The following is a 20,413-nucleotide window of genomic DNA, read 5'->3' as shown; positions in this document are numbered from 1 at the left end:
TCTAGGGGAGGAAGGGGTTCAAGGACACGTAGTCCTTCACATATTCGGGGATGCCCCGGACCCATTCCTTGGGCACGGCCTTCAGGTCGGCCATGCTGAAGACCGGGTTGACGTTCAGATCGGCGACACTGCCTTCGTCGATTATGCGGCGCACGTTGGCGTCGGTCAGATAGGCCGCAAAGTAGTAGCGCATCTGGGCAATGCGGTCGGCCTGCTCCGGCTTCTGGTCCAGCAGGAACTTCTGAAACTCGTCGTCTATCAGTTCCGCCCGGGTCCTGAGCTTGGGAATATGGCCGAAGGCCTTCTCGATCAGCTCGCGCACGCTCAGGCGGCGGTCCAGTCCTGCGGCCCGGCGCAGCTTTTCGAGGCTGAAGAACTCGTTCGGCTTGTCGAACACGTCCTCCACGATATGGCGCACCGCCGCCTCCCAGTTCTGCTGCTCGACCATTTCAGCCAGAGCGGCGTCCTCCCGGATCGCGCTTTCGAACTTCTGGAAGAACTCGCGGTCGACCCGCATTCCCTCCGCACCGATCTGCTGCTCGGTCTGGAGAGCGATGGCATCGGGCTGCGGCGTCTCGAAGCCATCGAACGTCCGCCCCGGAGACTCGACATGACTCAGGAGCGGCTGGGCCGACGGCTTGGGAAGCTTCAGCTCCCCATCGTAGTTGAAGCGTTCCTCGAAGAACTCACAGTTCGCGAAGAAGTCGAACAGCCGGAACTGGGTCTTTTCGACATCGGCCAACTCGGCCTTGCGAGCTGGATCGCGCATCTCGTCGGCGAACCGATGCTTGCGCGTGCCACGCCCCTTCATCTGCACAAACTCAGAAGGGCTGAAGATCGGGCGCATGAGCGCGAGATTGAGGATGTCCGGGCAGTCGTAGCCCGTGGTCATCATCCCCACGGTTACGCAGACCCGCGTCTTGCTCGTGACATAGCTCTCGTCAAACGGGCTGCGCCCGCCGAGATTGTTGTTGGCGAACTGCACGGTCATGTTCTGCGCGTTCATGACCTCGCTGGTGACCTGGGAAGCGAAGTCCGACTGATATTTGCCGGGCCACATCACAGCGGCCATGACATTCAGAATCTGGGTCAGCTTCGCCGCATGGTTCTGGCTGACCGCGAAGACGATCGCCTTGCCGAACTCCCCGGTGACCGGGTCGCGCAGGCCGTGCTTCAGGAAGGTCTGGCAGAAGACCTCGTTGGTAGCTTCTGCGAAGAACCTCTTCTCGAAGTCCCGACCACCGAACGCCTCCTTCACCTCGACGCCGTTCTCGTCGGTGGTCTCGACGACGAACCCCTCGTTGGAAAGAAGCTGGGTCGTGATCTCCGTGCGGGCATCAACGACGTAGGGATTGATGAGGAACCCGTCGCGGACCCCGTCGAGCAAGGAGTAGCGGAACGTGGGCTCCCCACTCTCACAGCCGAAGATGCGGTAGGTATCGAGCATCATCCGGCGCTCAGTCTCGCGGGGGTCCCGCGCCGCGCCCTTGGACAGTTTGAGATAGTCCTTGGGGGTCGCGGTCAGGCCCAGCTTGTAGCCAACGAAATACTCGAACACGGCGCGCGCATTGCCGCCGATGGAACGGTGCGCTTCGTCCGAAATGACCAGATCGAAGTCAGTCGGGGCGAAGGCGCGGCGGAACTTGTCGTTGAACAGGAGCGACTGGACGGTGGTGACGACGATGTCTGCCTTCCGCCAATCATCCTTCTGCGCCTTGTAGATGACGCTGGTGAAGTCGTTCTTCAGAAGCGCCTTGAACGCCTTGTCAGCCTGAATCTCCAACTCGATCCGGTCTACGAGGAACAGGACCCGCCTGGCGTTGCCCGTCTTCAGGAACAGCTTGATGAGCGCAGCCGATGTCAGCGTCTTTCCGGTGCCGGTCGCCATTTCGAAGAGGAAGCGAGCCGCGCCCTTCTTCGCCGCTCGCTGGACGGATTGGACGGCGCGCTTCTGATACTCCCGCAGGAACCGGAGCTTGTTTTTGTCGAGGAATGAGGGCCGCTCTTCCTCGTTCTTCCAGCCCGCCTCGCTGGCATAAGCCGGCATCTGCGTGAGGGCGATGTAGTCCTTATCGACGACCTCATTCGCGAGCCTGTCAGCATCAGGCTGAAAGGCCTCGTGGTCCTTGATGTCGTCGGGACTGGGGAATTTGGTGATGAGGCTCGGATTGCCCTGCTTCAAATCCCAGAGGTAGTGGACGTTGCCGTTGGAGAGGATGACGAACCGAGCATCCTGCTCGCGTGCGTACCGGCGAGCCTGCTCCTTGGCGGACAGAGGGTTCTTGTCCTCGGACTTGGCCTCCAGAACGATTAGGGGCCGACCACCGCGATCAAGCAAAAGGAAGTCGATGTAGCCGTTCTTGACGGTCTCGAAGTCCTCCCCGAGCCCATCGATCTGCTTTTCGGTGATCTTGGTGTTCGGCTCCAGGACGATGTTGGCCGGGCCGCTATCATCGTCAAAGAAGCGCCAACCGGACGCCTCCAAGAGCCGATTGATCTTGATGCGAGCGGACGCCTCCTTCGCCTTCAAGGCTGGCCTCCGTCCAAATCCGCGAGAGTTCTGGTGCCGATCATGGGGTCAGGCGCCCTCACCCTCGGGCGGGGCGGGGAGATATACGCGCTTCAACGGAACCGCTGCGCGGTAGCGGCTATCGAACTGTTCGTAGTGCTCCAGAATGAGCTTCACGAGGTTCTCGCCGTCGATCAGACGAATGTCCGGAACCGTGCGGGCGAACAACTCAGCCTTCGGGCTGATGGTGCCCAGCGTCACCAGCAATCCCTTTTCACCGCCCGACAGATTGCCCTTGAGCTGCTTGACCTCGGGTTCTCCGATGGAGCCCTCCGTGCTCTTCACCTGCACCTTGATGATGGGTGGCTCCAGACCGAGCGCGTCCTTGTGGGCGATGATGTCCACGCCGCCGTCGCCCGACTTCTTGGTAACCCGAGCGCGGAACCCCATTGCTTCGAGGAGGTGCGCGACAAAGTGTTCGAGCGCATGCCCTTTGAACTCGTGGGCGAGACGCTTCAGCACGAAATCCTCCGTGCTCTGCTCGCTCTCCATCACTACTGCTGCGACCGCTTCGTCCTCGCTCACCGGAGCGACGAAGGCCTCGCCAGTCAGCGCGGCACGAAACTCGTCTGCGAAGTTCTTGACCTGAAATAGCGAGAGGGCGGACCCGATCTCATAAAGCGCGCCTTGGCTGAACTTGGTCCGGGGAAAAGACTTCAGCCACTCCACAGATCGCTGGTTCGGATAAGCCTTCGAAGCATCGGGGCGATGAATATACCCGCCCGTCACGCGTCCGATTCTCACGGTCCGGTCGAGCTTGGCAGGAAACACGACCAAGTCCCCCGGCTTAATCTCTTGGACGAAGCGAAACAGCTGGCCCGCCGCGACCGGAACATGCCCGGCGCTCTTGGTGGGGAAGATTTCGGAGTATCGGGCCTTGAAGGCTTCGCGAGTGAGTTTGAGCCCTGAAAGATCGCCCATAGCAGGCCAACCGACGGCAACGCAGTTCTGATGGGTGAACAGCGACTCCGCGTCCCCGGTCTTACCCGCGTGAATCCCCCAGATGGTCTGTTCAGCCATTCAGTGCTCCCCCTGCTGTTCACCCTATAGGCGAGCCGTCACTCTCACAACGACCGGAGCGTCCTAGTTCGGCCTCTGAACGCGGGAGGTCCTTTCACCCCAATGCGAACTTCGCCCAAGTGTCCGCCGCAAATTGCGGAAGGTTGTTGCACCGTCGAAATCCCGCCCTAAATCGGCGAGATACGGCCTGCGTCGGCTTAGGCCGACCAACAAATCAGCGGTTCGCCGCTAGGCCCGCCATCGGCGCGCCGGGGACGTGAGTTCCGTCCCGAGAGACCTACACATGACCTACGTTGCCTCGAGCAGCCGCGACAGCGCGGACGCTCGCATCGTGCTGACCAACAAGGAAGCCGCCCGCAAACTCGGAGTCTCGCATCGGACGCTTGAGGACTGGCGGCTGTCGAACCGTGGGCCCCGCTTCGTGAAGCTAGGGCGACTGGTCCGGTATCGGCTTAGCGACCTGTTGGACTTCATGGACCGAAACTCGTTCATGAACACCGCTCAGGCAGCCGCAGCCTGATACCTGTGGATAACGGCCTTCGGGCCTCTATGCTTCCACATTGCTTCCACGGGGTCGGGCGCTATCCCGCGCCCAACCCCGACTGGACACAACCTACTGAAAACAAAGAGAAAAGTGGTGCCGCTTAGGTGACTCGAACACCTGACCCCCGCATTACGAATGCGATGCTCTACCAGCTGAGCTAAAGCGGCCTCTGGCGCCGGGCTCAGGGCCCGCGCGAGGAGGGCTCTTTATACGCGAGGGGCGGGCTTGCCAAGCGCCTGAAGCACGGCGGCGTCCGTTGGGGCGCCGGCGATGCGGATCTGGTCGAAGGCGGCGCCCCCCAGGGCGGTGGCGGCGTTGGGCGAGATGGCCACAGCGACCCGGCCTTCACCGCCGTTCGGCCCCAGCAGGCCGGAGGCGGCCCAGGCGGCGCGCGGCGAGTGCAGCAGCACGGCGTCGAAGTCCTGCGGCGGGGCCGCGCCGGTCTCCACGGCCTCGTAGACGGGCAGGGGCATGATCTCGACGGCGCCGCTGAGCAGGGCGTCGAGGTCGCCCGCGGGCTCGCGCGGGCCCGGGGCCAGCACCGGCCCGGTGGCCGAGCCCGCCAGCAGCCAGGCCAGATCCGACAGGGCCCCGTTGGCCGAGGTCACGTCCGAGAATCCCGCCTGGCGCGCCCGCTCGGCCGTGGCGTCGCCGACCGTGAACACCGGCAGGTCACGGTCGCCGGTCAGGGCGGTGAAGGCCGCCACCCCGTTCGGGCTGGTGAAGGCCAGGGTCTTGAAACCGGTCAGGTCCGGCGGCGGCTGGGGGATTGGCCGCACCGCCAGCACGGGGGCGACGACGGGTTCAAAGCCCATATCGGCAAGGCGCAGGGCCGTGCGGGCGGCGCCCGGCTGGGTTCGAGTGACCCAGACCCGGCGGATCGGGCTCACGCAACCGTCTCCGTCTGGCCGACCTCGGCGTGGACCTCGGCGCCGATGCGCAAGCCGAGGGCCCGGGCCTCGTCGGCGCCCGCTCCGACGTCGATCTCGCCCGACCGCCGCCAGCGCACCGAGCCGTTGGGGTCCAGCTGCTCGGCGGTCAGGCGCAGCCGGCCTTCGGCGATCAGGGCGTGCGCCCCGATGGCGGTGCGGCACGAGCCCTCCAGCGCCGTCATCGCCCCGCGCTCGGCCTCGACGCACAGGGCGGTGTCGGGATCATTGAGCGCGCCGACCCAGGCGGCGAAGCGGTCGTCGGCCCGGGTCTGCAGCGCCAGGGCGCCCTGGCCCGGGGCGGGCAGGAAGTCGTTGAGCGACAGCCGCTCGCGGATCACGCCGTCGAAGCCGAGGCGGTTCAGGCCAGAAACGGCCAGCAGGATGGCGTCGAACTCCCCGTCGGCCAGCTTGCGCAGCCGGGTGTCGACATTGCCGCGCAGCATCTCGATCTGCAGGTCCGGGCGCAGGGCCAGGGCCTGGGCCTGGCGCCGCAGCGACGCGGTGCCGAGCCGGGCTCCGGCGGGCAGGTCGGCGAAGTTGGCGAAGGCTTCGCTGACGAAGGCGTCGCGGGCGTCCTCGCGCGGCGGGACGGCGGCGATGCACAGGCCGTGCGGCTGTTCGGCCGGGACGTCCTTCATCGAATGCACGGCGACGTCGACGCGGCCTTCCAGCAGGGCTTCCTCGATCTCCTTGGTGAACAGCGCCTTGCCGCCGATCTCCATCAGGCGACGGTCCTGCACCCGGTCGCCGGTGGTGACGATCTCGACCAGGGGCACGGCTTCAGGGATGTCGGCCTCGGCGACGCCCAGGGCCCGGCCGATGGCGCGCTGCATCATGCCCGACTGGGTCAGAGCCAGTTTGGAGCGGCGCGTGCCGATGCGGACAAGTGGGGCCATGAGTCGTTGCGCCGCGAAGACGGGGCCGCTACCTCGGCCCCATGGACAATGCCGCCGACTATAGCAGGGAAGGGAGCCGGGCAACCGAAGCCGCTGGCCTCACCGTGCTCGGCCTTGAAACCAGCTGCGACGAAACCGCCGCCTCGGTGGTGCGGCTGACGGCCGACGGCGAGGCGACCGTGCTGTCGTCGGTGGTGCACAGCCAGATCGACGACCATGCGGCCTATGGCGGCGTCGTTCCGGAAATCGCGGCGCGCAGCCATGTGGAGATGATCGACGGCGTCACCCGCCGGGCCATGGCCGAGGCCGGGCTGGGCTATGACGCCCTCGACGGCGTCGCCGCGACGGCGGGACCGGGCCTGGTCGGCGGGGTCATGGTGGGCCTCAGCTTCGGCAAGGCCGTGGCGCTGGCGCGCGACCTGCCGCTCATGGCGGTGAACCATCTGGAGGGCCATGCGGTCTCGGCCCGGCTGGGCGCGCGCGTGGCCTATCCCTTCCTGCTGCTCCTGGTTTCCGGCGGCCACTGCCAGCTGCTGGAGGTTCGCGGGGTCGGCGACATGACCCGGCTCGGCACCACCATCGACGACGCCGCCGGCGAGGCCTTCGACAAGATCGCCAAGGCCCTGGGCCTCGGCTACCCGGGCGGGCCGGCGCTGGAGAAGCTGGCGGCGACGGGCGACGGCTCGCGCTACGACCTGCCGCGCGCCCTGCTCGGCCGCAAGGACTGCGATTTCTCCTTCTCGGGCCTGAAGACGGCCGCCTCGCGCCTGGCGCAGGCCTGCGAGACCGAGCAGGACAAGGCCGACCTCGCCGACGCCGTGCAGAAGGCCATCGCCCGCCAGCTCAGCGAGCGGTCGGACCGGGCCATGAGGGACTATGCCGAGCGTCACGATCATCGCCTGCTGGTGGTGGCTGGCGGGGTGGCGGCCAACCGGACCATCCGAGCGACCCTCGAAGCGACGGCCGAGAAGAACGGATTCGCCTTCCTGGCCCCGCCTATGGCCTACTGCACGGATAATGCGGCGATGATCGCCCTGGCGGGAGCCGAGCGGTTGCAGAAGGGTTGGACCTCGGACATCGATGCCGCGGCGCGGCCTCGCTGGCCGCTGGACGAAAAAAGCGCGCTCGCCGACCCGGCACACAAGCCGGGCCGCAAGGGCGCCAAGGCTTAGGAAACGCGCATGGAATTTCGCACCGCAGGGGTGATCGGCGGCGGCGCCTGGGGCACGGCCCTGGCGCAGGTCGCGGGCTGGGCCGGGCTGGATGTCCTGCTTCAGGCGCGCGAGGCTGACGTGGTCGAGAGCATCCGGGAACGGCGCGTCAACGAAGCCTTCCTGCCTGGCGTCACCCTGGACGACCATGTGCAGGTCACCACCGACCTGGCCGACCTGGCCGGCTGCGACCTGATCCTGGCGGTGCCGCCGGCGCAGCACATGCGCTCGACGCTGGCGGCCTTCGCTCCGCATCACCGCGCCGGCGTGCCGATCATCCTCTGCTCCAAGGGCATCGAGCGCGGCTCGCTGAAGCTGATGACCGACGTCCTGGCCGAGACCATTCCGGCCGCGCCCGCGGCCGTCCTGTCGGGCCCCAGCTTCGCCGCCGAGGTGGCGCGCGGCCTGCCCAGCGCCGTCACCCTGGCCTGCGCCGACGAGGCGCTCGGCGAGGCCCTGATGGAGACCCTGTCGGCCCCCGCCTTCCGCCCCTACCTGGCCACCGATCTCGTCGGCGCCGAGGTCGGCGGGGCGATCAAGAACGTCCTGGCGATCGCCTGCGGCATGGCCGAAGGCCGCGGCCTGGGGCGTAGCGCCCACGCCGCCCTGATCACCCGCGGCTTCGCCGAGATGACCCGCATGGGCGTCGCCCTCGGCGGCCAGGCCGAGACCGTCGCCGGCCTGTGCGGCCTGGGCGATCTGGTGCTCACCTGCTCCAGCCCGCAGTCGCGCAACATGAGCCTCGGCCTGGCCCTCGGTCAGGGGCAGACGGTGGAGCAGGCCCTGGCCGGCAAGCGTTCGGTCGCGGAAGGCTACGAGTCCGCCCCCGCCGTGCGTGAACTGGCCCAGAAGACCGGCGTCGACATGCCGATCTCGCTGGCCGTCGCCGCCCTGCTGAACGGCGAATGCACGGTCCAGGGCGTCATCGACAGCCTGCTGTCCCGTCCGCTCAAGGCCGAGCGCGAGTAAACTCGCCCGCATGACCGACATCCCCCAGACCGAGCGGAAACGCGTCTGGTCCACCCCCGCGGGCGTGGCCCTGTGCGCCGCGGCCGACATCGCCGACCCCGGCTCGCGCGCCTTCGTGCTGCAGATCGGCGAGGCCTTCTTCCACGGCTTCGTGGTGCACAAGGACGGTCAGTTCGCGGGCTTCGTCGACCGTTGCCCGCATCAGGGCTTCCCCCTGGCCATCGAGCTGGACCAGTACCTGACGCCGGACGGCTCGCTGATCCTGTGCGGTTGGCACGGGGCGGTTTTCGAGCCCCTGACCGGCGAATGCACCGGCGGGCCGTGTGCGGGCGCTCGGCTGACGCCTTGGCCGGTCAGGGTCGAGGGTGGGGTGATCCGGACGGGTTGAGAGGGCGCGACGCATGATGAACTGGGCTGAACTCTATCGTCCTCGACTGGGTAAGGCACTTGTGAGCCTCGTGTGGATGCCGATCACGGCCGACACGTCGCACCTGGTTTCCGAGCTTGCCACACCGTCCTTCTCGTTTTCGGGTGCGGTGCACCTTCGCTTTGAAGGTGCGGCCGCCATCGACTTGACCTGGAACTGGAAGGGCGACCGCTACACGCTGGCGACAATCGAGCAGAGGGCCTGGCAGCCGCACGCGCTGGATCGCATCCAGATGTCCCTTGAGCCGCCCTGGGGTGACCTGCAAAGCGCCGTCCTGACGGCCGCCGAATCCTTCGCCCTGTCAGATGACCCGGAACGGAACGTCGTGGCGGTCCGGCACGAGACAAGCGGCGGGCAATTCTGGATCGGCACGGGCGGCTCCGACTTCATCGGCGACTTCGACGATCTGTGGGTCGGGGTGGCCTGCGACCCGCCCAATCTTGCGGAGCTCGTTAGCGTCGGCCGAGTGGAGTCTTCGTTCGCTTAGGCGAAAGGCGGCCGGTCAATCAAGGAGATCGGCGGGTCCGCAAGTTCGTAGAAAGAACTTTACAACATAAAGTCCTTGGCTCATAACGACGCTCAAGGAGAGCCCAACCATGACCACCGTCGCCCTCGCTTATGAAACCGACCGCCCGCAGGCCGACGTCGCCGTCTGTGCGGGCCGGGTCCTGCTTCTGGCCGGCGTCTGCTTCGGCGCCGCCAACCTGTTCCAGTGGGGCGTGCAGTCGGGCGCGCTGGGCCTGCACCCGGCCGCCCTGGCGCTGAGCTGGCCGGTCGCCGTCGGCGTGTTTTTCAGCGGCCTGTTCCGCCTGCGCCGTCTGGGTGGGGAGGCGGCCCGCCGGGTCGCCGGCTGGTCGCGGCTTGGTGTCGGCGCCATGGTCGGGGCGGCCCTGCTGCTGGCCGCCGTCTCGGCGGCGACGGGCGACTGGGCGCTGATGCGGCTGACCTCCGTCGCCACCCTCGGTCTCTACGGCATGGCCTGGTTGGTCGCCCTGGGGCGCACGGGCCGACCCAACACCGGCGTCATCGCCCTGATCGCCTTCGCCGGTTCGGCCCTGCAACTCCTCACCGCCGGCACGCCGGACCAGTATGTGTTCCAGGCCCTGACCCTGGCTCTCATCGCCCTTTTGCCCGGACTGTGGCTGGCCCTCGGCCGCCGACTCTGAAAGGAGAGACCCTCATGATCGACAAGGTCGAAGACACCGCCGCCGACATTGCCTGGATGCGCCGGCTCGCCGAGGAGGGCGCCCAGGCCCCGATGCAGGGCAACTCGCTGCTGATGTTCGGCGGACTGCTCTACGGGCTGGCCAGCCTGTTTCACTGGGCCGTGGTCGCGGGCGTCCTGCCGCTCGCCGAGAACCAGCTCTGGATCGGCTGGGTCGTAGCCACCGTCGGCTACTGGATCATCCTGGCCGTGACCATTCCCCGCCTGCGTCGAAACGCCGGCGTCAGCACGACCGCCAACCGCGCCGCCGGCATCGCCTGGAGCGGCATGGGCTGGGGCATCTTCGCCATGTTCCTCGCCATGGCCGTGCTGGGCTGGCGCCTGGCCGACGAGGCCGCGCTGAACGCCATGTTCGCCCTGATCCCGTCGATCATCATGGTCTTCTATGGGGTCGGCTGGGCCGTGAACGCGGCCATGCAGCGCTCGCGCATGCTGTGGACCCTGTCGCTCGCCAGCTTCGGCGCCGCTCCGCTGCTGGCCCTGTTCGCCGGCCAGTCCGAGCAGTATCTCGCCTATGCCGTAGCGCTGTTCCTGCTCATGGCTCTGCCGGGCTACCTCCTGATGCGCGCCGCGAAGCAGGCCTGACCATGGCCGACGACTTCGACATCAACCGCATCGACGAGGTCATCCACGGTCGCGTACGCCTGGGCATCATGGCGGTGCTGTCGGGGGCGGAGAGCGCCGACTTCAACACCCTGAAGGCGCGGCTTCAGACCACCGACGGCAACCTCTCGGTCCACCTGCGCAAGCTGGAGGACGCCGGCTTCGTCAGCGTCAACAAGCGGTTCGAGGGGCGCAAGCCCCTGACCGAAGCGGCCATGACGCCCCAGGGCCGCCGCGCCTTCGTGGCCTACCTCGACGCCATGCAGGGATTGGTCGGAAAGGCCGGCTGATCGGGGCGGGCTGACCCCGGCGCTCGCCTCGGCTAGAGAGGCGGCATGACCGGCCGCATCCAGCAGTTCGACGCCCTCGATAATTTCCGCGACTACGGGGACTACGCCTCGGCCGCCGGCCGGCGCGTGGTCCCCGGTCGGCTGTACCGCTCGGCCCATCACGCCCGCGCCTCTGAGGCCGACCTGGAGCGGTTGGGCGGGCTGGGCCTGGCCGCGGTGGTCGACCTGCGCCGCCCGAGCGAGCGTCGCGACCAGCCGTCGCGCCGTCCCGCCGGCTTCGCCGCCCAGGTCATCGAGAGCGGCCATGACGACGGCGGAGAGGCCCCGCACATCACCTTCCTCAAAAACGCCGACCTGACCGAGGAGTCGGGCCGTCGCTTCATGACCGGCGTCTACCGCGCCCTGCCGTTCGAACCCGCGCACCTGGATCTGTTTGGCCGCTATTTCCGGGCTCTGGGCGAGGCGGACGGGCCGGTGCTGATCCACTGCGCGGCGGGCAAGGACCGCACCGGAATGCTGGCCGCCCTGACCCACAGCCTGCTGGGCGTGCATCGCGACGACATGGTCGAGGACTATCTGCTGACCAACGCCGCGGTCGACCTGGAGCGCCGCGCCCCGAGCATCGCGCGCCAGCTGGAAACCATGACGGGCCGCAAGGCGTCGCACGGGGCGGTGGTGGCCTTCCTCGGCGTCGAGCCGGTCTTCCTCGAGACCGCCCTGTCCGAGATCGTCGCCCGCCACGGCTCGGTGGAGGCCTATCTGGAGCAGGCGCTCGGCGTCGACGCCGCCCTGCGCGACCGGATCGGCGAGCGGTTGTCGACGTGATCACTCCCTTCCAGGCGGTCGAGCGGCGGGTCCGGCCCTGGCGCGAGCCGCTGGCGGTCGCGGCAGGTCTGCAGGATCGCGACGGCGCCCTGGCCCTGCTGTCCGACGGCGGCGAGCTGGGGCGGCGCTCCTTCGTGGCGGCGGATCCCGACTGGGTCGGCTCCGGTGCGATCGGGGAAGACGGCCTCGCCCCGCTCAGGCATCCGGCGCTGGCGGCCGGCGTGGTCGGACTGCTCGCCTATGACGCCGGGGCCCGCGCCGCGACCGGGCCGCGGCCGCGCGTCTGGCCCGATCTGATGCTGGCGCGCTATCCCGCCATGCTGGCGTTCGACCACCAGGCCCGGACGGTCAGCGTGATCGGGCGGGGCGCCGACCCTGCCGGGGCCCGCGCAGCCGCCGACCACGCCGAGGCCTGGCTGGCCGGCGCGCGCGAGCCTGTCGTCCCGCCGCCGCCGGCTCTTGAGCTGGAGGCTGAAGCGCCGCCCGAAGCCTATACGGCCGCTGTCGCCGACGTCGTCGCTCGCATCGCCGCCGGCGAGCTGTTCCAGGCCAATATCGCCCGCGCCTGGTCGGGCGAGCTGCGCGAAGCGGCCGATCCCTTCGACGTCATGCTGCGCCTCGCCGGCCGCGCCGCCGCCTACGGCGCTTTCTGGAGGCTGGGTGAACGTGCCCTGGTGTCCAATTCGCCGGAACTGTTCCTGACCTTCCAGCCCGATGGCCGGCGCATCGAGACCCGGCCGATCAAGGGGACCCGATCGCGCGGCGTCGACCCCGCCCGGGACGCCGCGCTCGCCGCCGAACTGGCCGCCAGCGCCAAGGACCGGGCCGAGAACCTGATGATCGTCGATCTGATGCGCAACGACCTGGCCCGTGTGGCCGAGCCTGGCACGGTGGTGGCCGAGCGTCTCTTTCAGGTCGAGTCCCATCCGACCGTTCACCACCTGGTCTCAACCGTGACGGCGACTGCGAGGGAAGGGGCCGGCGTGGCCGACTTGCTGGAGGCGACCTTCCCGCCGGGCTCGATCACCGGCGCGCCCAAGCACCAGGCGATGAAGGTCATCGCCCGCCACGAGCCGCCGCGCGGGCCCTGGTGCGGCAGCCTGTTTCACGTCGGGGAGGGGGGCGAGCTGACCGCTTCGGTGCTGATCCGCACGGCCTCGTTCGAGCGCTCGGACGGCCGCTGGCGGTTCCGCGCCCTGGCCGGCGCCGGCATCGTGGCGGACAGCGACCCGCAGGCCGAGCTGGAGGAGACGGACGCCAAGATCCGCGCCCTGCGTGAGGCGCTCTCCGGCTAGCGGAGGCCGCCTAGCAGGTGGCGCAGCCGACCGTGTCGACGTGGCGCGGCCGTAGATAGTAGGAGCGCGAAAACCGCGTCAGCCCGGGCATCAGATAGTCCGAGGGCGAGTCGTAGTCGTAGGTCGATTCCGAGATGATCAGGCTTTGGCCGTCTGAGATCAGGCCGGTGGGTATGGTTATGGCGCCGCCCTTCTGCCGGGGGGTCATGCCCTCGCCCCAACTCCAGTCGACCTTGGCCACCCCCGCCGTCTGGGTGACGCTGGTGACCCGCAGGTGCAGGGTGCTGTCCGGGAAGGGCTTCATGATCAGCCCCCCGATGTCGAAGATGTCGCCGATGTTGGCCGGCGTCACCGACTTCTCCTGCGCCACCAGGTCCGCGACCATGGACGTCACATGGCTCATCCGCTTCTGGGCCATGAAGCCTTGGCAGAACTCGTTCATGCCCATGTAGAAGAAGATCAGCACCGGCGCGACGACAGCGAATTCGACGGCGGAAATGCCGCCTTCATCGCGCGCCAGGCGCCTGAACAGGCTGGGTCTGGTCATCTATGGCGGCTCGTTGCGGAAGGCGGTGGTGGAGGTCAGCAGGGCCGTGCCGTCTGACATTCGCGACAGGGCCGGGGACATGAAGGCGGTGACCAGCGGGTGTTTGTACCAGACTCGCACCAGGATCAGGTCGCCCGGCAGGCCGTTGGCGTAGCTCAGGCCGCTCGGGTCGAAGGCGCCGCCCGAGGTCGGGTCCGGCGGCACCGCCTTGAACTGCGGAATCACGCGGACATCGATGCTGACACGATCGGGGCACTCGCCGGCGAAGATGCTCATGCGCGAGCACAGGCTGTTCTCGAACTCGACCGCGCCCATGTCGGCCGCGCGAGCCTGTCCGGTGCGCACCAGGCGGCCGGTTTCAATGGTCGCGTTCTCCAGCACCGAATTGACGGTGAAGATCAGCGCCACCTCAAGGATGGCGAAGACCATGAAGAAGAAGGGAAAGATGACAAAGGCGAACTCGACCAAGGTCGACCCGTCCTGATCGCCTGCGAAGCGCCGCAGGCGGCGGCGCGCACCCGCGCCCGGCCAGGAAACACGCCCGGCCACGGCGCTTACTCTGCGCCGGATTCGGTGGGCCGCACCGACGGCGAGCAGGACGACCCGCACGCCATTTCGGTCGACTGGGCGCCGCGCCACACGCGCACCTGGCCGGAGCCGGCGCCGGCGCTGACCACCACCTGGCTCTGGAACACCGTGCGGCCGACCGCGTCGACGGCGACGACCTCGGTCACGCCGTAGCCCCTGCCGGTGATGTAGAGCGTGTTGGCGTCGACGACCGTGACATCCGCGATCTTGGGATTGCCGACGATCACAGAGCTGGCCTGCCCCTGCATCTGGACGCGCTGGGCCTGATCGATTTCGACGTTCAGCCGCGCCGACTGGGCGACGGCCAGACCCGGACCGGCGACGGTCGCGGCGAGGGCGATGGCGGTGAGCAGACGGGAGGTGCGGATCATGGCGTCAGGTCCATATGGCGAGCGCGCGCGAAGCGTGACGCGAACCTGACTCGTGAATCCTCAATAAAGTTTGAAACCGAGCACGGAATACCGATGGTCGCAGTGTAGAAGGCAACAAAAGCAGCACTTAAGGCGAAAACATGCGCCAATTCGAAGTAAATCTCCCGGTAACCACGCCCGGCGACATGGTCTTAACCCATCCGGGCGATAACCACAGTGCGTTTGGGGGTCAAGCGGGCTACCGGCTCCCCCCATAGACCAGTAGCTCGCAAACCTCTCCTGCTAGGGAAGCAAGACCATGACCAAGTTCATTTCGAAGTTCGTTTCGGACGAGTCGGGCGCCACCGCCATCGAGTATGGCCTGATCGCCGCCCTCATCGCCGTTGTCATCATCGCGGCCGTCACCGCGCTGGGCACCAACATTGAAGCCGCCTTCCTCGAAGTTTCGGGCGCTATCGCCGGCGCTTAAGCCGCGACACCGTCTTGAACCGAAGGCCGGGGGCCGGAGCGGAAACGCTCCGGCCCCTTTCCTTTTGTCCTGCGCCCGTCGTCTACGGGCAACCTCGCCTTAAGCATCGACGAGGCAGGGTGCCGCCATGCAAGTCGTGCAACTCATCGCCCTCGCCGTCCTTCCCGCCCTGGTCATCGTCGCCGGGCTCCAGGACCTGACCTCGATGAAGATCCGCAACTGGATCTCGGCCGCCCTCGTCGTCGCCTTCTTCCCGGCGGCGCTGTTGATCGGGCTGACGCCGCTCGCCGTGGCCGTCCACGCAGGGATCGGGATCCTGGCCCTGGCGATCACCATCGGCCTGTTCGCCCTGGGGCAGATGGGCGGCGGCGACGCCAAGCTGATCGCCGCGGTCAGCCTTTGGTTCGGTCTGTCCGCCGGCATGTTCGTGCTCTGGACCGCGGTGATCGGCGGCGCCTTCGCCCTGGTCATCCTGATCGCGCGGGCCCGCACCCAGCCCTATCTGGCCGCCATGCCGGGTTGGGCCTCGACCCTGATGACGCCGAAGAATCGCATCCCGTACGGCGTGGCCATCGCCGGCGGCGCCCTGACCGCCTTCCCGGCCTCGCCCCTCGTCGCAGCCTGGCTGGCGGGGGCCTGAGGGTTTCACCCGAGCGGCCTCAGACTGTTCCGAAACGAGACGTTCCACTTAGGTCCACGTTAACCCGGAACCGGCATGGTCGTTAACGGTAGGGGGGCGAAGGACCGTAGTCGCGGATCCGGCCCGGCTCTGCCGGAGAGCGCGGATGAAGCCTGCCCGTATCATCGTGATCTGCGTCGCCGCCGTGGCCGCCATCGGCCTGGCCCTTGTCGTGCGCGCCATGGGATCGCCCTCGAAGCAGCCCGCCGCCGCCGCGGCCGCCGCTGAACCGGCCAAGCCGATGGCCAAGGTGTTGGTCGCCGCCAAGGATCTTCAACCCGGCCAGCGCCTCACCGAAGCCGACCTCGACTGGAAGGAATGGCCGGTCGACGAGGTCAACCCGGCCTTCATCACGGACGGAACCGTGCCGATCCCGGCCCGCGGCGAGCCCGCCGAGGCCGAAGAAGAAGGCAAGAAGAAACCTGAGGGCGCCGTGGCCTCCGTGACCCGCGCCGCGACCGAGCTCGCCACCGGCGGCGCCAAGGCCGACTACGTCGGCTCGGTCGTGCGCGAGCCGATCCTCGCGGGTGAACCCATCGTCGGCCGCAAGATCGTCCGCGCCGGCGACGGCGGCTTCCTGGCCGCCTACCTGGAGCCCGGCATGCGCGCCATGGCGATCAAGGTCGAGGCCGAGACGCTGGCCGGCGGGTTCATCCTCCCGGGCGACCGCGTGGACGTGGTCCTGACCCGCGAGACCAACCTCAGCAACGCCGGCGCCGACACCGCCGACCGACCGAAATTCGCCTCGGGCACCGTGCTCAGCAACATCAAGGTCCTGGCCATCGGCAGCGCGACCCGCGCCGCCGACGACGCCCAGACCGCCGACGGCGCCACCGCGACTCTCGAGGTTCGCCCGACCGACGCCGAGCTGCTCGCCCTGGCGGCCAGCGAAGGCAAGCTGAGCCTCAGCCTGAGGTCCTACGCCGACACCGCTGGTCCGTCCGGTCGGACGACCTCGGCCAGCTCGGCCCAGCGTCAATCTTCCGCCGTCCGCGTCTTCCGCGGCGGCGAGCCTGAAGTGGTGGTGGTTCAATGAAGCGCTCGATGAAGCGTCTCGGCGCCGTCGTACTCGCCGGCCTGATGGTCGTCGCCACGTCGCCGATCTCCCCGGTGCAGGCGCAGACCCGCGCCGCCGTTTCGATGGGTTCGCAGGCGCAGCTGATCAGCCTGCCGCGCGGCTCGTCCATGGCCGTCGACCTGCCGGCCGACGCCCGTGACGTGATCGTGCCGAACCCTACCGTGGCCGAGGCCATGCTGCACTCGCCGCGCCGCATCACCATCATCGGTCTGGCGCCGGGCGAGACCGACGCCGTCGTGCTCGACAGCGCCGGCCGCACCATCCTGTCGCTGCGGGTCCGCGTCGACGCCGGCGTCTCGGCCCTGCAGGACACGCTCAGCCGGGTGATGCCGGGCGCCGACATCCGCGCCGAGGCGGTCAACGACAGCGTCATCCTCACCGGCACCGTCTACAGCCCCGGTGAGGCGGATCGCGCCAGCCAGGTGGCCCGCGCTTTCGTCGCCAGCCCGGACAAGGTCATCAACATGATGACCATCGCCGGTTCGGACCAGGTGATGGTCAAGGCCCGCATCGTGGAAGTCCAGCGCAGCGCCGTGAAGCAGCTGGGCGTCGACGCCAACGCCTTCCTCGCCAGCGTCGGCGACGGCCTGCGCCTGACCCAGGTCGCGACCTTCGCGGTCTCCGGCAATCAGCTCGGCGGCGGCATCCTCAACTATCGGGATTCCGCCGGCGACGGCTCCAACCTCAACACCTCGCTGCGCGCCTTCGAGCGCGCCGGCCTGGTCCGCATCCTGGCCGAGCCGAACATCACCACCGCCAACGGTGAGTCGGCCGAGTTCCTGGCGGGCGGCGAATTCCCGGTCCCCGTCGGCCAGGAGTCGGACAGCGACAGCACCAAGGTCACGGTCGAGTTCAAGCCCTACGGCGTCCGTCTCGCGGTCCGTCCGATCGTCCTGTCGCCGGGCCGCATCTCGCTGCAGCTGTCGACCGAAGTGTCGGAACTGACCTCGGTCGGGGCCTTCACCCTGGGCGGCACGACCCCGGGCAGCACCGCGCTGGTCATTCCCGGCCTGAACGTGCGCCGCGCGTCAAACACCGTCGAACTGCCGTCGGGCGGCTCGCTGATGATCGCCGGCCTGCTGCGCGAGGACACGCGCCAGAACGTCGACCAGCTGCCGGCTCTCGGCGACCTGCCGGTCCTCGGCTCCTTGTTCCGCTCGCGCGACTATCTGTCGGGCGAGACCGAACTGGTGATCATCGTCGAGGCCTACATCGTCTCGCCGACCTCGCCGAACCGCATGCAGACCCCGGCCGACGGCCTGCAGATCGCCAATGACGCGCAGACCATTCTGTTCGGCCAGCTGAACCAGCATTTCTCCCGTCCCGACGCCGAGTCGGCCGCCCCCGGCGCCGGCTGGGCCGGCCCGGTCGGCTATGTGATCGAATGAGGCCCCCTGTGATGCGCGCCCTGATCCTCGCTTGTTCCGCCGCCGCCCTGCTCGGCGCCTGCACGACGACGACGACCGACACCCCGCCGCCGATCAACCCGCTGGCCCGCTACTCGCTGCAGGTCGAGCCCGGACTCGACCGGATCGCCCTGGCGGTCCACGACGATGGCCTGTCGGCCACCCAGCATGCGGCCCTGCGCGCCCTGGTCGCCCGCTATCGCAACGGCGGCGTCGGCATGGTTCGCGTCGAGGCCCCGTCGGGTGACGATCCGGTCGCGACCCGCCAGAGCTGGGATGTGCGCAACGCCCTGATGGAAGCCGGCGTGCCCGGTGATCGCGTGGTGGTCGCCTCCTACGCCGCGCCGGACGGCCGCGCGCCGGTCCTCGCCGGCTTCGACACCGTCCAGGCCGTGGTCACCGACTGCAGCCGCGAACGTCGCGCCATGGACAACCGCTTCTCGAACCAGGGCTCGCTCGGTCTCGGCTGCGCCATCACGGCGAACATGGCCGCCCAGATCGCCGATCCGCGCGACATCGGCGCGCCGCGCACCATGAGCCCGGCCGACTCCGGTCGCGCCGCCGTGGTCTTCGACAACTACCGTAAGGGCCAGAACACCGCCGCCGCTCAAGAGCAGCTGGTCGATGGCCGCATTTCCCGGGCTGTGGAATAGGTGACATGACCAACGCCTTCCCCCGCCCCGTGGACGAGTTCGAGGACGAGTTCGACCTCGACATGGGCTATGTCGCCGCCGGTCCGATGGCGGGCGCCCAGCCTGCAGCGACCTACGCCGCACGTCCCGCCGCTCCCGAGCCTGAGTATCGGCCCGCGGAACCCGCCGGCTATCAGCCCGACTACCAGCTGGATTATCAGGCCGGTTACGCCGCCGCTCCGGTCCCGGAGGCCGGTCCCGACTACGGCTACGAGCCGCCCTATGCCGGTTCGGACCCCGCCTACGACCAGGGTGCGGATCCCGCCGGTCGGCCGCCTCTTCAGTTCACCACGCCAGCCCCCGTCTCCGCCCCCATCCCGGCCCCGGTCCGAGCCTCGGCCGCCGCTGCGGCACCGGCCTCAGTCCCCGCGCCGGCCGCCGCCTATCCGCATCCGAACGCGGCCGAGCAGGTTCCGACCGTGGCCGGCTTCAATCCGGTCGGCGAACTCGTCGCCGGCGCCGCCGCCGCCTTCTCGCCCCCGGCCATTGGAGGCCAGGCGACCGAGGTGTCGGTGCCGCGCATCGCCATCCACGTCTTCGCCGAGCGCCAGGACACGCTGGCCGCCGCCGAGCGCGCCGGCCAGGACCGCCGCCTGTCGCGCGCCACGACCCAGATCCGCATCGGCGGCGTCGCCGCCGCGGTCGAGGCCTATCAGCACGAGCCGACCCCGCCGCTGATCATCGTCGAATGCCTCAAGGACCCGCAGACCCTGCTGTGGGAAGTCGATCAACTCGCCGAGGTCTGCGACGCCGGCACCAAGGTGGTCGTCATCGGCGCCACCAACGACATCCTGCTGTTCCGCGAGCTGATGCGTCGTGGGGTCAGCGAATATTTGGTCGCCCCGCTGCAGCCGCTGCAGCTGATCAGCGCCATCGGCAATCTGTTCGCCGACCCGGCCCAGCCCTTCGTCGGCCGCTCGATCGCCTTCGTCGGCGCCCGAGGCGGTTCGGGCTCCAGCTCGGTCGCGCACAACACCGCCTATGCGATGTCCGAGCGGATCGGCGCCAATACGGTCATCGTCGACTACGACCTGCCGTTCGGCACCGCCGGACTCGACTTCAACCAGGACCCGCTGAACGGCGTCGCCGATGCCCTGACCCAGCCGGACCGCCTCGACCCTGTGCTGCTCGACCGCATGATGGTCCGCTGCACCGACAAGCTGAGCCTGTTCGCCGCCCCGGCCACGTTGGACGTCGACTGGGACATCAGTCCGGAGGCCTTCGAGGAGGTCACCAGCCAGATCCGCTCCACTGCGCCCTTCGTCGTCCTCGACCTGCCGCACATGTGGTCGAGCTGGATGCGCAACACGCTGATCTCGGCCGACGAGGTGGTCGTCGTGGCCACGCCGGACCTGGCCTCGCTGCGTAACGCCAAGAACATGATCGACCTGATCCGCCAGGGCCGTCCGAACGACGCCCCGCCGCGGCTGGTGCTCAACCAGGTCGGCGTGCCCGGCCGTCCGGAAATCCCGGCCAAGGAGTTCGGCGCCGCCCTGGGCGTCCACCCCAGCCTGATCATCCCGTTCGACCCCAAGGTCTTCGGGGCGGCGGCCAACAACGGCCAGATGATCCTCGATTCCGGGGCCAAGTCGAAGGCGGCCGACGCCTTCCAGATGCTGGCCCAGATCGTCTCTCGCCGCGAACTGCCGATGATCGCCGGCCCCGGCGGCAAGCCCGCCAAGGCCGCCGGCAAGTCGATGTTCTCCGGCCTGTTCAAGAAGAAGAGCTGACGGGTGTTCGGGAAGCGCACAGGTCAGCCAGGCATCCCCGGAGCTGC

General features: G+C 68.5%; 23 protein-coding genes and 1 tRNA gene. 16 read left to right on the top strand and 8 right to left on the bottom strand.

Annotated features, from left to right (window positions below; all coding sequences use genetic code 11):
* Position 1: 1 nt before the first annotated feature.
* Both ASC65_RS11135 and ASC65_RS11130 read right to left on the bottom strand, forming a co-directional pair.
* Positions 2 to 2,530, bottom strand: a complete 2,529-nt coding sequence (locus ASC65_RS11135; RefSeq protein ID WP_056452966.1) for a DEAD/DEAH box helicase family protein — start codon at positions 2,528 to 2,530, stop codon at positions 2 to 4.
* Positions 2,531 to 2,578: 48 nt separating this feature from the next.
* Entirely contained in the window at positions 2,579 to 3,589 is a 1,011-nt protein-coding gene (locus ASC65_RS11130) for a restriction endonuclease (protein WP_056452963.1), read from the bottom strand.
* 283 nt (positions 3,590 to 3,872) lie between these two features.
* Here ASC65_RS11130 and ASC65_RS11125 point away from each other — a divergent pair, with 283 nt between their 5' ends.
* Positions 3,873 to 4,109, top strand: coding sequence for a helix-turn-helix domain-containing protein (locus ASC65_RS11125; RefSeq protein WP_056452960.1), 237 nt, complete (start codon positions 3,873 to 3,875; stop codon positions 4,107 to 4,109).
* Positions 4,110 to 4,224: 115 nt separating this feature from the next.
* Here the strand turns inward: ASC65_RS11125 and ASC65_RS11120 are convergent.
* The 3 genes from ASC65_RS11120 to hemC all read right to left on the bottom strand — a co-directional run bounded on the left by ASC65_RS11120 (position 4,225) and on the right by hemC (position 5,961).
* Positions 4,225 to 4,300: transfer RNA gene (locus ASC65_RS11120), tRNA-Thr, on the bottom strand.
* A gap of 39 nt (positions 4,301 to 4,339) precedes the next feature.
* Positions 4,340 to 5,023: a uroporphyrinogen-III synthase gene (locus ASC65_RS11115; RefSeq protein WP_056452957.1), complete on the bottom strand. Its 684-nt coding sequence runs from the start codon at positions 5,021 to 5,023 to the stop codon at positions 4,340 to 4,342.
* Positions 5,020 to 5,961: a hydroxymethylbilane synthase gene (hemC, locus tag ASC65_RS11110; RefSeq protein WP_056452954.1), complete on the bottom strand. Its 942-nt coding sequence runs from the start codon at positions 5,959 to 5,961 to the stop codon at positions 5,020 to 5,022. The genes ASC65_RS11115 and hemC overlap by 4 nt, the downstream gene beginning before the upstream one ends.
* A 41-nt stretch (positions 5,962 to 6,002) precedes the next feature.
* On the opposite strand from hemC, the gene tsaD reads away from it, so the two are divergent.
* The 9 genes from tsaD (at position 6,003) to ASC65_RS11065 (ending at position 12,806) form a co-directional block, all read left to right on the top strand.
* Complete coding sequence (gene tsaD, locus ASC65_RS11105) at positions 6,003 to 7,133, top strand: tRNA (adenosine(37)-N6)-threonylcarbamoyltransferase complex transferase subunit TsaD (RefSeq protein WP_056452951.1); 1,131 nt, start codon at positions 6,003 to 6,005, stop codon at positions 7,131 to 7,133.
* A 9-nt stretch (positions 7,134 to 7,142) separates the two neighbouring features.
* Entirely contained in the window at positions 7,143 to 8,141 is a 999-nt protein-coding gene (locus tag ASC65_RS11100; protein WP_056452948.1) for an NAD(P)H-dependent glycerol-3-phosphate dehydrogenase, read from the top strand.
* Between the two features lie 10 nt (positions 8,142 to 8,151).
* Positions 8,152 to 8,529, top strand: a complete 378-nt coding sequence (locus ASC65_RS11095; RefSeq protein WP_056452945.1) for a Rieske (2Fe-2S) protein — start codon at positions 8,152 to 8,154, stop codon at positions 8,527 to 8,529.
* Positions 8,530 to 8,542: 13 nt separating this feature from the next.
* Positions 8,543 to 9,055 carry a hypothetical protein gene (locus tag ASC65_RS11090; RefSeq protein WP_056452942.1) on the top strand — a complete coding sequence of 171 codons (513 nt, stop codon included), beginning with the start codon at positions 8,543 to 8,545 and terminating at the stop codon, positions 9,053 to 9,055.
* Positions 9,056 to 9,164: 109 nt separating this feature from the next.
* On the top strand, positions 9,165 to 9,734 hold the full coding sequence (locus tag ASC65_RS11085) for a hypothetical protein (RefSeq protein ID WP_056452939.1): 570 nt from the start codon (positions 9,165 to 9,167) through the stop codon (positions 9,732 to 9,734).
* 14 nt (positions 9,735 to 9,748) lie between these two features.
* The gene (locus tag ASC65_RS11080) at positions 9,749 to 10,378 is read left to right on the top strand and encodes a hypothetical protein (RefSeq protein WP_056452936.1); all 630 of its coding nucleotides are present in this window, start codon (positions 9,749 to 9,751) and stop codon (positions 10,376 to 10,378) included.
* 2 nt (positions 10,379 to 10,380) lie between these two features.
* A complete protein-coding gene (locus tag ASC65_RS11075) occupies positions 10,381 to 10,686 on the top strand; it encodes a winged helix-turn-helix domain-containing protein (RefSeq protein ID WP_056452933.1) in 306 nt (101 codons plus the stop codon).
* Between the two features lie 45 nt (positions 10,687 to 10,731).
* On the top strand, positions 10,732 to 11,511 hold the full coding sequence (locus ASC65_RS11070) for a tyrosine-protein phosphatase (protein WP_056452930.1): 780 nt from the start codon (positions 10,732 to 10,734) through the stop codon (positions 11,509 to 11,511).
* Positions 11,508 to 12,806 (top strand): anthranilate synthase component I family protein, encoded by a 1,299-nt coding sequence (locus tag ASC65_RS11065; RefSeq protein WP_235561484.1) that lies wholly within the window; start codon positions 11,508 to 11,510, stop codon positions 12,804 to 12,806. Before ASC65_RS11070 ends, ASC65_RS11065 begins: the two co-directional genes overlap by 4 nt.
* A gap of 10 nt (positions 12,807 to 12,816) precedes the next feature.
* Here the strand turns inward: ASC65_RS11065 and ASC65_RS11060 are convergent, their stop codons facing one another.
* The 3 genes from ASC65_RS11060 to ASC65_RS11050 are packed head-to-tail and all read right to left on the bottom strand — an operon-like array spanning position 12,817 to position 14,312.
* Positions 12,817 to 13,353, bottom strand: coding sequence for a TadE/TadG family type IV pilus assembly protein (locus tag ASC65_RS11060; protein ID WP_056452928.1), 537 nt, complete (start codon positions 13,351 to 13,353; stop codon positions 12,817 to 12,819).
* Positions 13,354 to 13,902, bottom strand: a complete 549-nt coding sequence (locus ASC65_RS11055) for a TadE/TadG family type IV pilus assembly protein (protein WP_235561483.1) — start codon at positions 13,900 to 13,902, stop codon at positions 13,354 to 13,356.
* A 5-nt stretch (positions 13,903 to 13,907) separates the two neighbouring features.
* Positions 13,908 to 14,312, bottom strand: coding sequence for a pilus assembly protein N-terminal domain-containing protein (locus ASC65_RS11050; RefSeq protein WP_056452925.1), 405 nt, complete (start codon positions 14,310 to 14,312; stop codon positions 13,908 to 13,910).
* Between the two features lie 298 nt (positions 14,313 to 14,610).
* On the opposite strand from ASC65_RS11050, the gene ASC65_RS16760 reads away from it, so the two are divergent.
* From ASC65_RS16760 to ASC65_RS11025, 6 genes are all read left to right on the top strand, one after another.
* The gene (locus ASC65_RS16760) at positions 14,611 to 14,781 is read left to right on the top strand and encodes a Flp family type IVb pilin (RefSeq protein WP_082526010.1); all 171 of its coding nucleotides are present in this window, start codon (positions 14,611 to 14,613) and stop codon (positions 14,779 to 14,781) included.
* Positions 14,782 to 14,908: 127 nt separating this feature from the next.
* Positions 14,909 to 15,421 carry an A24 family peptidase gene (locus ASC65_RS11045; protein WP_056452923.1) on the top strand — a complete coding sequence of 171 codons (513 nt, stop codon included), beginning with the start codon at positions 14,909 to 14,911 and terminating at the stop codon, positions 15,419 to 15,421.
* Positions 15,422 to 15,566: 145 nt separating this feature from the next.
* Entirely contained in the window at positions 15,567 to 16,496 is a 930-nt protein-coding gene (cpaB, locus tag ASC65_RS11040) for a Flp pilus assembly protein CpaB (RefSeq protein ID WP_056452920.1), read from the top strand.
* 8 nt (positions 16,497 to 16,504) lie between these two features.
* On the top strand, positions 16,505 to 17,926 hold the full coding sequence (locus ASC65_RS11035) for a type II and III secretion system protein family protein (RefSeq protein ID WP_235561482.1): 1,422 nt from the start codon (positions 16,505 to 16,507) through the stop codon (positions 17,924 to 17,926).
* Positions 17,927 to 17,937: 11 nt separating this feature from the next.
* Positions 17,938 to 18,597: a CpaD family pilus assembly protein gene (locus ASC65_RS11030; RefSeq protein WP_156459638.1), complete on the top strand. Its 660-nt coding sequence runs from the start codon at positions 17,938 to 17,940 to the stop codon at positions 18,595 to 18,597.
* Between the two features lie 5 nt (positions 18,598 to 18,602).
* The gene (locus ASC65_RS11025; RefSeq protein ID WP_327019506.1) at positions 18,603 to 20,366 is read left to right on the top strand and encodes an AAA family ATPase; all 1,764 of its coding nucleotides are present in this window, start codon (positions 18,603 to 18,605) and stop codon (positions 20,364 to 20,366) included.
* Positions 20,367 to 20,413: the final 47 nt, after the last annotated feature.

The sequence above is a fragment of the Brevundimonas sp. Root1279 genome (genome assembly GCF_001425945.1).
In the GTDB taxonomy this organism is placed as follows: Bacteria; Pseudomonadota; Alphaproteobacteria; order Caulobacterales; family Caulobacteraceae; genus Brevundimonas.
The sequence above is the reverse complement of the archived record's forward strand: the minus strand, read 5'-3'. Positions and strand labels throughout refer to the sequence as shown.